General features: G+C 43.3%; 12 protein-coding genes. 11 read left to right on the top strand and 1 reads right to left on the bottom strand.

Going from position 1 to position 16128, the window contains the following annotated elements:
- Complete coding sequence (locus dnm_RS11900) at positions 1 to 1518, bottom strand: TolC family protein (RefSeq protein ID WP_207682865.1); 1518 nt, start codon at positions 1516 to 1518, stop codon at positions 1 to 3.
- Positions 1519 to 3436: 1918 nt separating this feature from the next.
- Here dnm_RS11900 and dnm_RS11895 point away from each other — a divergent pair.
- The 11 genes from dnm_RS11895 (at position 3437) to dnm_RS11850 (ending at position 15753) form a co-directional block, all read left to right on the top strand.
- Positions 3437 to 4987, top strand: a complete 1551-nt coding sequence (locus dnm_RS11895; protein WP_207682864.1) for an ATP-binding cassette domain-containing protein — start codon at positions 3437 to 3439, stop codon at positions 4985 to 4987.
- A 199-nt stretch (positions 4988 to 5186) separates the two neighbouring features.
- Positions 5187 to 5870 carry a guanitoxin biosynthesis pre-guanitoxin forming N-methyltransferase GntF gene (gntF, locus tag dnm_RS11890; protein ID WP_337833613.1) on the top strand — a complete coding sequence of 228 codons (684 nt, stop codon included), beginning with the start codon at positions 5187 to 5189 and terminating at the stop codon, positions 5868 to 5870.
- A 355-nt stretch (positions 5871 to 6225) separates the two neighbouring features.
- Positions 6226 to 7818: an ATP-binding cassette domain-containing protein gene (locus dnm_RS11885; protein WP_207682862.1), complete on the top strand. Its 1593-nt coding sequence runs from the start codon at positions 6226 to 6228 to the stop codon at positions 7816 to 7818.
- A gap of 194 nt (positions 7819 to 8012) precedes the next feature.
- Positions 8013 to 8381, top strand: coding sequence for a hypothetical protein (locus dnm_RS11880; RefSeq protein ID WP_207682861.1), 369 nt, complete (start codon positions 8013 to 8015; stop codon positions 8379 to 8381).
- Between the two features lie 608 nt (positions 8382 to 8989).
- On the top strand, positions 8990 to 9439 hold the full coding sequence (locus tag dnm_RS11875) for a YkgJ family cysteine cluster protein (RefSeq protein WP_207682860.1): 450 nt from the start codon (positions 8990 to 8992) through the stop codon (positions 9437 to 9439).
- A gap of 398 nt (positions 9440 to 9837) precedes the next feature.
- Positions 9838 to 11727 (top strand): biosynthetic arginine decarboxylase, encoded by a 1890-nt coding sequence (gene speA / locus dnm_RS11870; RefSeq protein WP_207682859.1) that lies wholly within the window; start codon positions 9838 to 9840, stop codon positions 11725 to 11727.
- Positions 11728 to 11820: 93 nt separating this feature from the next.
- The gene (locus tag dnm_RS11865) at positions 11821 to 12246 is read left to right on the top strand and encodes a class I SAM-dependent methyltransferase (RefSeq protein WP_207682858.1); all 426 of its coding nucleotides are present in this window, start codon (positions 11821 to 11823) and stop codon (positions 12244 to 12246) included.
- A 136-nt stretch (positions 12247 to 12382) separates the two neighbouring features.
- Positions 12383 to 12682, top strand: a complete 300-nt coding sequence (locus tag dnm_RS31845; RefSeq protein WP_492208004.1) for a class I SAM-dependent methyltransferase — start codon at positions 12383 to 12385, stop codon at positions 12680 to 12682.
- Positions 12683 to 12783: 101 nt separating this feature from the next.
- Positions 12784 to 13929, top strand: a complete 1146-nt coding sequence (locus dnm_RS11860) for an acyl-CoA dehydrogenase family protein (protein WP_207682857.1) — start codon at positions 12784 to 12786, stop codon at positions 13927 to 13929.
- Between the two features lie 2 nt (positions 13930 to 13931).
- Entirely contained in the window at positions 13932 to 15479 is a 1548-nt protein-coding gene (locus dnm_RS11855) for an amino acid adenylation domain-containing protein (RefSeq protein ID WP_276571878.1), read from the top strand.
- 4 nt (positions 15480 to 15483) lie between these two features.
- Complete coding sequence (locus tag dnm_RS11850; protein WP_207682855.1) at positions 15484 to 15753, top strand: acyl carrier protein; 270 nt, start codon at positions 15484 to 15486, stop codon at positions 15751 to 15753.
- Positions 15754 to 16128: the final 375 nt, after the last annotated feature.

The raw sequence follows: 16128 nt of genomic DNA, 5'->3' as shown, positions 1-16128 counted from the left end.
TTAAGAAATTAAAATTGAACTTACCAAATCCGGGAGCGGTGTAAACATATCTTTCTCTTCTCCCGGGATATCAATATCTCTTTCTTCAATATCTGCCGGCTGCCCGTTCTCATCTATTTCAAGAACATTCTCTCCCCAGCGGTTGTAATCCAGCCCCATGGTCACAAGCAGGGTATTGTAAGCATTGATCAGATCAATAATCTTCCGATCCCGTGCCAGTCTTGCCACCACATCTTCAAGCATCCGCTGGGTCATGGCCCAGCTGGAAAGCAGCCCCAGTTCATGGCGTTCCCGGCTCATAAAAAGAAGGTCTTCGGCAATTAAAAAAGAATCTTCGTGTAACCTGAACTGCCGCTCTTTGACCTTATATTCATGCAATGCCAGATGCGCCTGGACAATGACACCGGCTGTCAGCAGCAGACGTTGGAGTTTCACCTTGTCCACGGATTTTCCCTGACTCTGCCACTGCACATAACGCGACGGCAGGGAAAGCAGACTGCTTGTCAGACTCGATCCCCATGCGGCCCAGAAATTGTTCACATAGTGACTGTCTGCGTTGTAATAATTCGAAAAATAAAATTGGATCCCGGGAAACATGGAAACCAATGCGGCCAACGCTTCGTCCTGCTGAACCTGCATCTCAAGGTCCGCGGCGAAAAATTCAGGCCGGTTGTTCAGAGAAATCATTTCCAGCTTACGGGGATCAAGGGAATCCGGCCCAGGCATTTTTTCAAGATATGTCTCGAATTTTTCCTTTGCCAAATGAAACTCGGTCGCGGGTCCCAGTCCCATCAGCTCACACAATGTTATTTTCGCGCCGGAAATTTCCGCCTGGAGATCGCTGGCGGTGATGGCTAGTTCCACGATCTTTTTCTCAATCGCCTTGGAAGAAATGGGGTCAAGGCGTTTCTGAGACACCAATGCTTCCGCTTTTTTCTTGTAATCCATCACCTCAGCTTCAAGGGTTCTGATCTGTTCGAGGGACTGTTCAGCCAGAACAGCCTGCCAATATGCTGAGGAAATCTCCAATGCCAGGAGCTGGGCCTGTCGCAGACGTTCCATGCGCTGGATTTCCGTTTGGACGGCTGCCTGGCGGGAGCGGATATAGGAAAGACCAAAATCAAGGATATTCCATGTCAGGGAAAGGCTTGCGGTGATTCGGGTTTTGTCTTCATCAGCAGCACTGTAAGCACTGCTTCCTGAAACATTTCCCTGGAAGTCAAGCTGGGGAAACATTTTGAGTTTTTCAGCCAGCGCATTGTCATCTGAAATTTCCGCCATGATTCTGCTGATCCGCATCTCAAGGTTGTTTTGCAACCCGATTTTTATTGCGTGATCAAGTGTCAGCGGGTCAGGCACAGCAACCTCTGCTTTGGGATGAAGCAGTTCCAGGTCTTTTGCCAAATTCACCTGGCGCTGACCTTTCAGATCCATCTGGTAAAAACTCACACACCCATTAAGCATGAAAAGAGAAACCCACATTAAAATTACCCACTCCGCATACATCTTTTTCATCATATGAAAAATTTATAACCGCCAATATCTCTTTCGTTTCAATTTCATACTGCAAGCATTATATCGAAAAAATATCCGACGTTTACTTCCCCTTATCTGTTCTTTTATTTAATCCTTGATTTTAATAATACACAAAACCTTTTTTTTTCTTACATACCAATATAGCTTTTTCTATTTTACTATCTCATAGACAGGTTTGTTTCAACGTCACCTGTTCCATAAAGGGCAGCTACGACGATTATCCGAAGCGCCAGACTGTAAGTCCGGCACTCCGGCAGTTCTTAAAAGCGATATGAAAAAAATAAACTCCTGACAATCAATAGTTCGGACAGTTTTCACAAATCAGACGTGTGTAAAGCTGTAACCTATTGAAATTAAAGGATTCGAATTTTCAACCTTGAAATTTTTAAATTTTGTAAAAACAATAGGTTATAAAAACTATCCGAACCATTGACAATGAAAAGCTAAGTTTTTTAAAAAAAACTTAGCTTTTCAAGTGGTGCAGTCTCATGGCAAAGCATCTGTTGTTAACAACCCCGTTGTATCCCTTTTTATTAATTAAAAACTGAGAGTTAAATAAGTCAATTACAAAATCGGTCAGATTTCGAAGGCAAAATTCACACTGATTCGGAATCTGAAAAATGTTTTTCAGATTCCGAGTTTTTGCAGATGTCTGTTTATGGATAAAATTAATTAGTTATAATAAGATATTATCAATAGTTCCATATTACTTGTCCTTATTAACTCGCAATATAGAAAAGGACAAATATCATCATCGAATTTATTTTGTCAACAATTATTCATTTACAGGCAGGTAAATTTATGAAAAATTCATATAATTTTTTTTCTTTTAAAATAAGTGTGTTATAAAAATAAAATCAAGCACGGGGGACGGGGAATAATTTCTAACTGTCTGATTTTTAAAAACCTAATTTTTTATCGCACATGCAGTATCAGCAGTTTGAACACTTTTTGAAAATCAGAAATTTGTTTAAAATATAACTGATTGAAATTAAAGAAATTATTTTTTAAAGTGTGAAAATCAATAAATCTTTAAAAAACAGGAAGTTATATAAAATTATATAATTCTTTATGAAACAGTTCCTCCCCCATCCTTTGAACCACAGATTGACACGGACTGACACGGATTCAGACTTTTTTTCGGGTGTGTCCTGCCTTTTACACAAGGGCAGGTTTTATGTGTGAAAGGCGGGACACACCCGTTTTTTTGCCACGAAGTCGCGAAGGCACGAAGTTTCACTAAGTCTCTTTTTTTGCCACGAAGGCACAAAGTTTCACGAAGTCTCTCCGTGGTTCCTTTGTGTATTTGTGTCTGATTTTTCAGGATATGTGAAAAGCGGAACCGGCCGTTTTTTTTTGCCACGAAGGCACAAAGTTTCACGAAGTCTCTCCGTGGTTCCTTTGTGTATTTGTGTCTTTGTGGCTAATTTTTTCGGATGTGTAACAGATGGGGCACACACTTTTTTTCTGTCTTTCCGTTCGACTGAGTTCACTGTTTGGTAAAAATTCATGCTTTCAGCACTGTACATAAGCCTTGACAGAACGCTTTAATGTCTATAATAACAGACAAAAAACTATTACTACTGCATTTTCACGTTTGAAAAACGGGGTTGAAAAATCCCCCGCCCCCTTTACAAAAGGGGGGAGGAGAGGTGGCAACTCATAAAATCAAAGTTGACAATGCACTACCTATATTAAAGATATGATTCCTTCTGCGCAGAAATGAAAATGAGTGTGATTGCATGCCTGAAATATTATTCATTGCATAGTTGTTTTTAAGCTTCGGACAGAAACAAGGGGCCGAGACGCTGATTCCTAATTAATTCACATGTTCAAACTATTATTTTTTCCAGAAAATAAGCTCAGTTTCACCCCGGTGTTCGTTTTGATGATGACTTTCATGGCTGCAATAGGATGTTCATCCATGGCCATCATTGTCAACGAGGCCGCGGGAGAAATTCTTGAAGGAAGAGTCCATCTGACGCATCTGCCGCCTTTTCTGGCAGCATTGGTATTCTTTGTGATTACCAAGCGGATAGCGCTTCGGACCGGAATTGATTTTGTCGAGCAGACATTGGAAAAATATCTCAACAAAGTCGGAAACCAGTTGCGGCAGGCCGAACTGATGCAGATTGAAAACCTGGACAAAGGCGAAATATATGTGAAAATGACAATGGACACCAAAAAGATATCCAGAACAGCAGCGGCCGGTATCAATGTCATTCAGTCTGTCTTTACCATTCTCTTTGTCGTGGCTTATATTTTCGTGACCTCGCCCCTGTCAGGTTTTATTTTTCTGGGATTGTTTATGATAAGTCTGTTATACTATCAGTCGTACCGGCACTCCCTGCACGAGGCAATTCACGGAGCTGTTTCCAAGGAGACGGAGTTGTTTGACGATTTCGGTCATGTACTCGACGGTTTCAAGGAACTGAAGATCAGCCATGAAAAAAATGAGGATTTTTTTCACAACTATCTGAGGCCCCTTTCGGATACGGTGAAAAGACTCAGAATCAGGGTCGGGGACAAATATGCCCGGGTAAATGTATTTTCTTTTGTATTTATGTTTTATTTGTCTCTGGGCTGTGTCGTGTTTCTGCTGCCTTCTTATGTTCCCGTGTCAGTGCGGTTCAAAGTGATTGCTGCCTCCGCGTTTTTATGGGATCCGATAAATATATTATCTGTATCAATGCCTGAAATTCTTCAGGCTTATGTGTCAGGGGAAAGATTGGACCAGTTGGAACAACAGTTGCAGGTCTCATCCGATCTGGGGGAGTTTGCTGCTTCTACCAGGCCAGAAGACCCATTGTATGATTTCAATGAAATCCGGATAGAGAACCTTCGGTTTGATTATACAGATAAAGAGGGGAATACCACTTTTTTCATAGGCCCTCTCAACCTGACCCTTAAAGCGGGTGAAATTTTGTTTCTCAAAGGCGGAAACGGCAGCGGAAAATCCACGCTGCTCAAAATGCTGACGGGTTTGTATCCCCCCCGTTCAGGCGCGTTTGTCATGGATGGGACAGAGATAAACATGGCCGAGCATCGTCATTTATTTTCCGTGGTTTATACGGACTGTCATCTGTTTGACGGATTATACGGCATTGAATCGCCCTCTGATGAAAAAGTGAACGAACTCCTCAATATGATGGGAATTTTCCACAAGGTCCGATGGCAGGAGGGACAGTTCCGTTATTCAGAGCTTTCAACAGGCCAGAGGAAAAGACTGTCCTTTATTACAGCGCTTCTGGAAGACAAGCCGATTTATGTGTTTGATGAGTGGGCAGCCGAACAGGACCCGGAGTTCAGAAAGTCCTTTTATGAAAAATTACTGCCGGAATTAAAAGCCAGGGGAAAAACCATTATTGCCGCAACACATGATGAACACTATTTCCATGTTGCTGATCAGGTAATAAAGATGGAATACGGACAAGTGAGGAGTGACGCGTGATGCGTAAGAAGAAATCAACTTTCAAGCTTCAAGCTCCCATTTTTTTTGGCAAACTTAAATTTTATCTCACGCAAAGCTTCAAGATTTGCGTGATCAGTTTATTAAGATTAAGAATCAAAGGATAACAATTAGCATGGAATTTGCAACGGATTATAGTCGTTTGAACCCAACGACTTATCTGAATACCTTCTATCTTTGAATTGGCAAGGAAAATGCCTTTTTGCTTGATTTCTACCACCAATTATATAGTCAAATGCCACCCTCCCGTCAATTTCTTGAAATAGGGGGAGGCCCCACTATTTACCAGTTAATTAGTGCAAGTTTCTGTGCCAATGACATTGTGTTTTCAGAATACTTGGAAGCGAATCGCCAAGAGGTTCTGAGATGGATTCAAAACCAACCGAATGCTTTTAATTGGGATAGTTACTTTGAATACGTTCTCAAATTAAATGGGAATTCTGCTCCTGAGTCACTGGAACAACTAAAAAAACAACTCCGTTCAAAGATCAGGCAAATTATTTACTGTGACATTCTCCAAGATGCTCCCTTAGCACCACACACGGAATCTGATTTTGATATTATTTCTGTTAGTTTCTGTATCGAAGCTGTTGCAACAGAAAAAAAATCTTTTATTTCAGCTCTGAGAAACATTTCCTCATTGTTGAAATCCAATGGTACCCTAGTTATGACGTTATTAAAAAACACCTCAATTTACCAAATAGGTTCCTTACATTTTGAGTGTTTCCATGTTGATGAAAATTATCTTACTCAACTGTTAGAAAATATAGGATATAGCAATGTCTGTATTCAAATATTTGAAGAAATGGATTTTGATTTTGGTTCACCAGGGATAATTGCTTTGCACGCCAAAAAAGCTAATTGAAAAGTTGAGATAAGTACCTGAACAAAAGTTTTTTATATTTACCCGGGAAGAAACCCGGCTTTTTTCCCGGAATGACCCGCCGCCCGTGAAGGAAAAAGCCGGGTTTCTCCGCAGTTCGCAGAAAAAAGATATATAAAAAACTGTTGCACAGGTACTTATTTTAAGGAATAGTTTCGAGGTCTTAATTTTTTTCAAAACTTGAACCTCGAATTCAAGAAACTTGGTTTCTAAGTTATTTTGTGACTGTTCCTAAGTTGTTTTCAAACGGATCAGGCATTCTGAATAAATGGAACTGCATTAACGTGTTGATGTCAGGTGATGAACGGGTTATCGTTGAAAAACATCAAGAACCACTATGCTAAAAGAATTATTAAAAAGAGAACCGGAGAAATTCAGGAAATATCTGATTTATTGTATATGTTATGTGATATCTGATACCATTATCTTGGTCATTTTGACTAGCGTGTTGGGCAAAGTTCTGTCCCATTTCCGGTATCTGATGCTTTTCATAATCATGTTATTGTTAACTGCGATCTTTTATGTCCGATATCAGAAAAACGCTGTTCAGTTGATCGAAGCAGTCGTAGGCAGTACGCGTGAAAGAATTATTGAAAAGGTTCGGAAGGCAGACCTGGAATCTTATGAAAGATTGGGAAAATCCGAGATATATAATGTGATTACAAGGGATACCCAGATCGTATCTGAAGCGATAAATATGTTTATGAACGCGACCGAGAGCGCGTTCCTGTCAGTGACCGTGCTTATCTACTTGTCACTGGTGTATTTGCCTGGCTCTTTATTCATCGTTGCCATTTTGGGGTCAGGAATTCTCATATATGCCCATCAGATGGCCCGGATAAAAAAATGGATTTCGCAGGCAAGAGATACGGAAAAGGGATTATTCGATTCCATAAGCGATGTGATTTACGGATTTAAGGAACTGAAGGTCAATGACCGAAAAAACGACGAATTTTTTCACCATAACTTCAGGAAAAAAACATCTGAAAACCGGCAATACAGAACCAAAGCAGAAAATGCGTTTGCTCAGAGCAATGTCTTATCCGCATTTATACAGTTTATTGTATTTATCCCGATGGTATTCATTTTACCGACCGTAATCCATGTTTCCACACACGAGGTGGTTGTATCAGTGACAATGATATTGTTTATTCCTTTTTTTGCCCTGAAGGACACAGTGCCATATCTTGTATGGGCAGGCGTTTCCATTGAAAGAATCCTGAAACTGGAACAGGAACTTGAAACCATAAAAACCGAAGTTTCTTATCCGGTTTCTGAGGAAAAGATACATCGCTTTAAAGAGATCAGATATGACAATATCTGTTTCACATACCGGGACAGACAAGGTAAACCATTGTTTTCAATTGAGGATATCAGTTTCTCACTCTGTCCGAATGAAATTCTGTTTATCATCGGCGGAAACGGCAGCGGCAAATCCACTTTGCTGAAAATAATCACGGGTCTCTATTTTCCGCTTTCCGGGGCCATTGAAATTGACGGTTCCCAAGTGGAAATGGCAAAGCACCGGTACCTGTTTTCCACAATTTTCTCGGATTTTCACCTCTTTGACCGGTTATACGGACTGAGCCATATTGACAAGGGAAGAGTGGATGAGCTTCTCAGACTCATGGACCTGGATCACAAACTTGAATTTGTCGAGGAGAACAGATTCAGCACACTTGATCTGTCAACAGGCCAGCGGAAGCGGCTGGCCATGATTGCCTCGATCATGGAGGACAAGCCTGTTTATGTTTTTGACGAATGGGCAGCGGATCAGTCGCCCCATTTTCGGGAGTATTTCTATCATGAACTGGTGCCGTCATTCAAGGCTCAGGGCAAAAGTGTCATCGCGGTCACTCACGATGACCGATATTTCCATGTTGCGGACCGGGTATTGAAACTGGATTACGGACGGTTATCGGATTTGTAACAGGAGTACGAAAATTATTTTTCATGATTACCAAAGAAAGTATGAATGCCGTTTTTTCGTATGTTTCGTGGTAAAAATATCAATCGGACGGATGACTTATGAATCTTTTGACACGCTCGCATGTCGAACAAATATTAACTCGGTTCAAATCGGGAAAAATCAGTTTGCAAAGTGCTGTGAAGGAGCTGTCGGATATGCCTCAGGTACCTGATTTTGAAGGGATATGGGAACTTCTGATTATTCATATATGTTTGGCGGAACTCGCCTCAGCCTTCCCCGGTATCCGGAACATCGGGCCCCATTGGATGAAAGAAATCAGGGCATGGCAGCAACGACTGAGGCGATTTCTGAAAAAAAACAAAGCCTCTTTTCGCAATGCAGTCCGTAAAGACTTTGAGCAGGCACACGAGAACCTGTTGAAAAACGACGCTGCGAAACTCCTGCTGAATATGGAAATGCATACGGAAGATATCATCGGTTCAGATGAAATACCTCTGACAGAGGTGATTGTGGGGATGAATCTGGAAGAAAAAGAAATGGATTGGTTTCTGAATTATGGCTGAGAAGGCAGAATAGGAGAGAAAAGCAGCGTGCTGATAGCTGACAGCTCATCATTAATGAATTTTCAAGTCTGATTTTCAGATTGATCAGGCTCCGGAGTGCCAAAGTTGCACTTATCAGATCCGGAGTGCAAAGCGTAATTTTTGAAGGACTCAGGCCCTTGATCTCTCAACAGGCCAGCGGAAGCGGCTGGCCATAATTGCCTCCTCGATCATGGAGGATAAGCCTGTTTATGTTTTTGACGAATGGGCAGCGGATAAGTCGCCTCATTTTCGGGAATATTTTTATCACTCGATGTTCAAGCTTTTTGACCCGGTTCGGACAAAAAGCCTGTCATTCCTGCGAAAGCAGGAATCCGTTTTTGGCCGATGCGGCGTTCCGGAAGCTGTGGATTCCTGCTTTCGCAGGAATGACAGAAAAAAACTTGAACATCGAGTATCAGAAATTGCTGCCCTCATTTAAGGCACAGGGCAAAAGTGTCATTGCGGTTACCCATGATGACCGATATTTTCATGTTGCGGACCGGTTATTGAAACTGGATTACGGGCGGTTATCGGATTTATAAAAGGCACAACAAGCAACCGACACTTAAAGTTTGAAAGGAGGTAAAATGAGTTTAGAGCTTTGGGACGGATTCTGTGAAAAATGCGAGAAGAGCTGTTGCACCATAGGTCAGCCTGTCATCTATCCTTTTGAAAGACAGGCAATTATTGACGCCGGTGGCGAAAAATACCTTGAGGAGTATGATGGCTATTCCATTCTGAGGGGAACACCCTGTCCGTTTTGGAAGGATAAGAAATGCACGATTCAGCATTGCAAACCCATAGATTGTGAGGCATATCCGATTCTTGTAAAACCCGGGGATAATGGTAAACCAGAGTGGATGATTGATCCGGACTGCCCGGCATGTACCCATCTGTCTTCGGATTTTATCAAAAAATCTAAATTTTTATATAACAAACTGACCCCGGAAGAAATAGAGATAGATTGGAAAATTCTCATTTCATTAGGCTTTAATCCGGTAAAATTAGAATTATTGCTCGGCTCCTCTGATCTATAAATGCTAACGGGAAAGGAAGTCTGGACCGAATTGCACTTGAATAAAAAATGAAATTTTTTGGGTGTGTCCCACCTTTTGCACAAAAATATATGGCTGTCCGTGACAGAACAGGCAATTGTCTTATCAGGCAAAGCTTATTATATTGAAAATATATGATAAGCAAGCTTTTAACTGAAATCAGGCCTGATCCCGTAAGCATCACGGCCATTATGATTTCCGACTTTGTGCAAAAAGTGGGACAGAACTTATTTTATTGAAAATATTATAAAATAAGTTCTCCCGCACGTTTTAGGCCGAACCCCTTTTGTGCAAAAAGTGGGACACACCCAATTTTTTTCAGCCAGGGTATCAGATTCAGGTGCAAGTTTAAATGCAAGTTCAGATACTTAGGAATGAATATGCCAAAATGGAATATTTCTCAGTCAAAAAAACTTTATAATATCCAAAACTGGGGCGAAAATTTTTTTGATATTAGCAAAGACGGTGAGTTAACGGTTTCGCCAAGACAGGAAGGCTCCGGGGTAAGCCTTTATGAAATAGCACAGGATCTGACAGACAGGGGATTCTCCTTGCCGATACTGCTTCGTTTTCCTGATATTTTGCGTCAGCGTGTCAAAAGATTATGCAATGCTTTTGCAATGGCAATGGAAAAAGAGAATTACCATGCAAATTATACGCTTGTTTATCCGATCAAAGTGAATCAGCAGCGAAGTGTCATTGAGACGATAGTAAATACCGGACAGGCCGGACTTGAGGCAGGCAGCAAATCGGAAATGATGGCGATTCTGGCCTTATCCCCCCCCAATGGCGTTGTGGTGATTTGTAATGGTTACAAGGATCGTGAATATGTGCGCATGGCTCTGATTGCTCAGAAAATGGGCTTGCAACCTTATATCGTTGTTGAGAAAACCAGTGAACTAAAGCTGATTGTCCAAGAGGCGGATAATTTGAACGTGGTGCCGCGTTTGGGCATACGTGTCAAACTCGCTTCTGTCGCTAATGGGAAATGGCAGGACAGCGGCGGAGCAAAATCCAAGTTCGGCCTTAATGCCGCTCAGATAATAGATGTCGTTAATCTTCTCAGACAAGCCGGACAGATAAATTCTTTGCAATTAATGCATTTTCATGTGGGTTCGCAGATCCCCAGCATATATGACATTCAGAAGATTTTGTCCGAGGCAGGTTATTTTTATGCTGAATTGCGAGCTTTGGGCGCGCCCATCAGAATCGTTGATGTGGGAGGCGGATTGGGGGTGGATTATGAAGGCATGCTGTCAAGTCGGCCTTTTTCAAAAAACTATACCATGGAAGAATATGCCAATAATATTATTTACCAATTCAAAGACACTTGCAATGCGTCGGATTTGCCCCAGCCTGATATCATCACAGAAACCGGACGGGCCATAACTGCTCATAGCTCTGTATTAATAACAAATATTGTTGATATCGAACCTGTGTCTGCTGTGGCAGCCATCTGCCCCGCATCCGATGAAGACCCTGAGATTATTCATGACCTATGGTGTCAGTTGAATAATATAAATCAGGCCTCGGCTTTGGAAGTTTATCATAATGCGATGTATTGGCTAAATGAAATGCATGTAATGTTTTCTTATGGTGTGATTAATCTCAGACAACGCGCTCATGCGGAACATCTGTTTTACAGTATTTGTTTGAAAATTAGTGAGTTATTGAAAAAAAATCTCAATTCCAGCGCACATTATGAGGCACTTGACAAACTTAATGATAACTTGGCCGATAAATATTTTGCTAATTTTTCTCTGTTTGCATCAGCTCCGGATGCCTGGGCACTGGGGCAATTATTTCCTATTGTGCCTTTGCACAGACTGAACGCATATCCTGACACCCGGGCCACGCTGCATGACCTGACCTGTGATTCTGACGGGCGGTTTAAGCAATATGTTCACGGCTTCGGAACTGACACCAGTTTGCCGGTGCATTCTCCTGTTGAAAACGAACCATACCTGATTGGCATATTTTTATTAGGCGCTTATCAGGAAATTCTGGGCGACATGCATAATCTGTTCGGAACGACTCATTCCGTGAATGTGCATATTACAAAAGATAATAATTACACATTCACTGATACGCTTAAAGGTGATACTGTGCAAAAAATGCTTGACTATGTTAACTTTAATACAGTATCCATATTAGAAAACTTTCAAAAACGTTTACAATTCAATCGGTTAAATCCAGAACAACGACTGGCCTGTATGCGAGAATTGGAGACCATGTTGAATGGATATACTTATTTGGATGACGCTGACTAAATAATTTTCCCATTTTTAGACCATGTGGAACTGGTATCCTGTGACTTCAAACGAGCAGGCAGGATGCCCTGCCCGCGAAGATGAGGTAAAAACATGTCTGACAAAAAGTATGATGATGCATTGTTCAAAATAGATCCGATAGACCCATCGGACTGGAAGAAAAAGCCAGCGGTGTTTTCCAAAGGCAAATTGAAAATAGGTGGCCATCCTGTCATGGAAGATTGGGAAGATGCTTACATGAAAGAATTAGCACGCATAGCATCCGGCAACAGCGGTGTTGTGCTTGAACTCGGATTCGGTCTTGGCTTATCTGCTAATTATATCCAACAGCAATCCATAGACAAACATATCATCATTGAGGCAAACAAGGATGTTTTTGTGAAGCTGGAAGAATTCGCAAAAAACGCACCGCATAAGGTGGAACCCATATTGGGTTTATGGGAAGAAGTGCTTCCGTCCATTCCGGATGAAAGTGTTGATGGTATCCTGGACAGTAGAAAGTTCTCGAGTAATACATGAGTAAGCCTTTCTAACCTATTGAAATTATTTGGCTCCAAACCGGGAAATTCTGTCAGTTAGTTTCTGATTGATTAAAAGCTGATAGCAAACTTTATATTAAATGATTTCAGATTGTTAAATCAATTTTACTCCCGAATTGCTAACAGAACTTTCTACTGTCCAGTTATATGATACTTATATAACAAATTTTAAAAACGCTGAACAATTCACATATGAATATTTTCCATTTTTTGATCACGCCTACCGTGTTCTCAGGACAGGGGGGATATTTACTTATTATTCATCTGAGGTTTCGGAGTTTTCACCTGTTCATCTTCAGGCATTACAAACTGCGGGATTTAGCGATATCCAGAAAAAAATATGTAAGATCAGTCCTCCGGATGATTGCTTGTACTGGAAAAACAAAACCATGATTGCGCCCATTATAAGGAAGTAGTCTGTGCCTGTGGCCGGGGTGTGACGGGAATCCGGAATACCAAAAGAACGACGCAAAAACAAACTGAAGGTCAGGTGAACTGCCTTCACAGGAGATTGTCAATGGATTTTGCATGGAGTGAAGAACAACTGTCATATAAAAACGCGGCTGTTCATTTTGCTCAAAAGGAACTCAGTTCAGGCATAGCAGATCATGATTGGCACGAGACCTTTTCCCAGGAACGGTGGCAAAAGTGCGCCGAATTCGGTGTGCTGGGTTTGTCCTTCCCCAAAAACTACGGCGGGGCAGAAGTGGATATCCTCACCACCATGCTGATCATGGAAGGGCTGGGTTATGGCGGCAAGGACAATGGTTTGCTCTTTGCCCTCAACGCGCAGATGTGGGCAGTGCAACATCCCATCAGCAAATTTGGGACACCTGAGCAACAGAAACAGTATTTGCCAGGCATGATTGCCGGCAAGATCATCGGCGCGCATGGTATGAGCGAACCTGATTCCGGTTCCGATGCTTATAACATGCGGACCCGCGCGAAAAAATGTGACGGTGGCTATGTGCTTAACGGCACAAAAACGCTTGTCACCAATGCCCCGGTGGCTGATCTGGCCCTGGTCTTTGCCATGACTGCACCGAAAAAAAAGAGTTGGGGGGTCAGCGCATTTCTGATTGAGACAGGGACACCCGGGTTTTCCCTGGGCAAAAACATTAAAAAGATGGGGCTGCGCACCGCGCCCATGGGTGAACTGATTCTGCAAGATTGTTTTGTGCCAGAAGCCAATCGCCTGGGCCCGGAAAACATCGGCGCACACATCTTCAACAGTTCCATGGAGTGGGAGCGGGCCTGCATCCTCGGCGGGCATGTGGGCGCGATGGAACGCCAATTGGAGGAATGCGTGGCATACTCCCGCACGCGAAAGCAATTTGACCAGCCCATCGGCAAATTTCAGGCCATTTCCAATCGGCTGGCCGAGATGAAGGTACGGCTGGAGACGGCTCGCCTGCTGCTCTACAAGACGGCCTGGCTGAAGAAAGCGGGCAAGCCGGCCCATATGGAAGCTGCCATGGCCAAGCTCTACCTGAGCGAAGTCTTCATGGCCTCAGGCTTGGACGCGATTCGCATTCATGGCGGTTATGGTTACACGACTGAATTCGAAGTGGAGCGCGACCTGCGTGATGCCATCGGAGGGACGCTCTATTCGGGAACATCAGACATTCAACGCAACACTATCGCTCGTTATCTGGGAGTATAGGAATGACTTATCTCTTATCTCAATTGCTGACCCAAAGCACCCGGGCCCATGCCGAACGTCCGGCCGTGGTGAATAGGAAGGACCAGCTTACCTATGGCGACTTGGACGAATTGAGCAACCGTTTCGCGCACCAGTTACAACAGGTTGGCGTCACACGAGGGGACCGTGTGGGTCTCTATGTGGAAAAATCATTGGAAGCCGTGGCCGCAATTTTCGGGGTACTCAAAATCGGAGCAGCCTATGTGCCGCTTGATCCGGCCGCACCGATCCGGCGCATCGCCTACATTATTGAGAATTGTCAGATGAAGGCCCTGATGAGTACAACGCGGAAAATGGCGGCATTCCAAAAGGCATCGCAGGCCAGAAACACCCCGGCATCTGTTTTGGTTGATGACCCGCAATCGCTTGCAACGGCGTCTGCCGACCCTCCCTCTTTTCCGCAGGCGATTGAGAACGACCTGGCCTATATCCTCTACACCTCGGGATCCACTGGCACACCCAAAGGTGTCATGATCAGCCACCGGGCTTCTCTGACATTTGTCAATTGGGCCTATGACCAGTTTCAATTACGGCCAACAGACCGAGTTTCCAGCCATGCCCCGTTCCATTTTGATTTGTCAATTTTCGACATCTTCGCCACGATCAGGGCAGGCGGAACAATGGTCCTGGTGCCGCCCTCCCTGTCTGTTTTTCCCATCAACTTGGCTAAATTTATCGCGGAGCAGAAAATAACCATCTGGTACTCTGTGCCATCAATTCTGACCAGTTTGGTCTTACGAGGCAATCTGGCAGAGCAGGATTTGTCTGCCCTGCGAACCATTCTTTTTGCGGGTGAGGTTTTTCCAATCAAATATCTGCGGCAGCTGGTTGATTTTGTGCCTCATGCTGAGTATTACAACCTGTATGGCCCGACAGAGACCAACGTGTGTACCTATTACCATCTCAGACCTGCTGATTTATCGCCGGATCGAAACCAAGCCTTGTCCATTGGGCGAGCCTGTGCCAACACCGAAACGTTTGTGGTCAATGAGACCGGCCATATTGTCTCTCCCGGGGAGGTGGGCGAACTGTATGTGCGCGGGCCGGGGATTATGAATGGTTACTGGGGACTGCCCGAAAAAACCGGGACGGTCCTGACCCCCTGCCCTGTCCCTGCCTTGCCTGGTACTGAAATTGTATGTCGTACTGGCGATTTGGTGAGAGAAACGCCCGACGGGGATTACATTTTCTTAGGCCGCCGAGACAACATGGTCAAAAGCCGGGGCTACCGGATTGAGTTGGACGAAATCGAGACAGTGCTTTATAATCATCCGGCCATTGAGTCTTTGGCCGTCATTGCCGTGCCGGATGAGGAAGTAACCAACATCATTCAAGCCATGGTCGTCTGTCGGACCGGACAAACCGTCAGCCAAAGTGAGCTGCAAGGCTTTTGTGCCCAATCATTGCCCAAATACATGATTCCCGATACCATCGAATTTCGGGAGAACTTGCCGAAAACATCGACTGGCAAAGTCGATAAAACCAGTTTGCGCCGAGAGGCCATGGAATAATCAAATGACCCAGACAACCTATACAGCAGCCAATATTTCAAGAATTATAAAGAATTACATAATTCAGGAGTTTATGTATGACCGGGTGGCAACGGATTTGACAATTGATACTCTTCTCATTGAGGAGGGAATTATTGACTCAATGGGCATCTTCCGCCTGATCACATTTTTAGAGGAGCAGTTTGGCTTTACCATAAAGCCAGAAGAAGTGGTGTTGGAATCGTTTGAAACGATTACCGCCATTACTGGTTTGGTAAAAACTCATCTGACTTAATATCTGGTCCCCGCCCTGTCAGACAGCATATGATCTGAAAAAATTCCTTCAGCTTTGGTTCGCTGATGAAATAGGCGAGGAAACCATGGTGATACTCGGACTTGGCTGATTTCACAGGGCTTTCGCAGGTTTCTTTCCGATCCGTTCCGGGGGCAGGCATCCCCAAGAGAGGAAAAGTTTGTCCCAAAAACCGGATTTCACACAGTTTTTTCCAAAAAATTTTGTACTCGACAGTCGCAAATTCTCATAACACATTGAAATCATTCACACTGATATTCCTTGAACCAAATGGGGGCAGTCAATGATTTCAAGATGTTGCGGATTCATTTTGAACTTTGAACTGTCGAGTTTTGTAAGAACCATTAAAAATCTGTC

Source organism: Desulfonema magnum (genome assembly GCF_017377395.1).
Lineage (GTDB): Bacteria > Desulfobacterota > Desulfobacteria > Desulfobacterales > 4be13 > Desulfonema_C > Desulfonema_C magnum.
Note: the sequence above shows the minus strand (reverse complement) of the source record. Positions and strands in the feature narration are given on the sequence as shown.

Excerpts from the sequence above, each read along its gene's own strand:
- dnm_RS11865 (WP_207682858.1), top strand. The coding sequence starts at position 11,821 with ATGTCTGACAAAAAGTATGATGATGCATTGTTCAAAATAGATCCGATA.
- dnm_RS11880 (WP_207682861.1), top strand. The coding sequence starts at position 8,013 with ATGCCTCAGGTACCTGATTTTGAAGGGATATGGGAACTTCTGATTATT.
- dnm_RS11885 (WP_207682862.1), top strand. The coding sequence starts at position 6,226 with ATGCTAAAAGAATTATTAAAAAGAGAACCGGAGAAATTCAGGAAATAT.
- dnm_RS11860 (WP_207682857.1), top strand. The coding sequence starts at position 12,784 with ATGGATTTTGCATGGAGTGAAGAACAACTGTCATATAAAAACGCGGCT.
- dnm_RS11895 (WP_207682864.1), top strand. The coding sequence starts at position 3,437 with ATGGCTGCAATAGGATGTTCATCCATGGCCATCATTGTCAACGAGGCC.
- dnm_RS11900 (WP_207682865.1), bottom strand. The coding sequence starts at position 1,518 with ATGATGAAAAAGATGTATGCGGAGTGGGTAATTTTAATGTGGGTTTCT.
- dnm_RS11855 (WP_276571878.1), top strand. The coding sequence starts at position 13,932 with ATGACTTATCTCTTATCTCAATTGCTGACCCAAAGCACCCGGGCCCAT.
- dnm_RS11875 (WP_207682860.1), top strand. The coding sequence starts at position 8,990 with ATGAGTTTAGAGCTTTGGGACGGATTCTGTGAAAAATGCGAGAAGAGC.
- speA (WP_207682859.1), top strand. The coding sequence starts at position 9,838 with ATGCCAAAATGGAATATTTCTCAGTCAAAAAAACTTTATAATATCCAA.
- dnm_RS11850 (WP_207682855.1), top strand. The coding sequence starts at position 15,484 with ATGACCCAGACAACCTATACAGCAGCCAATATTTCAAGAATTATAAAG.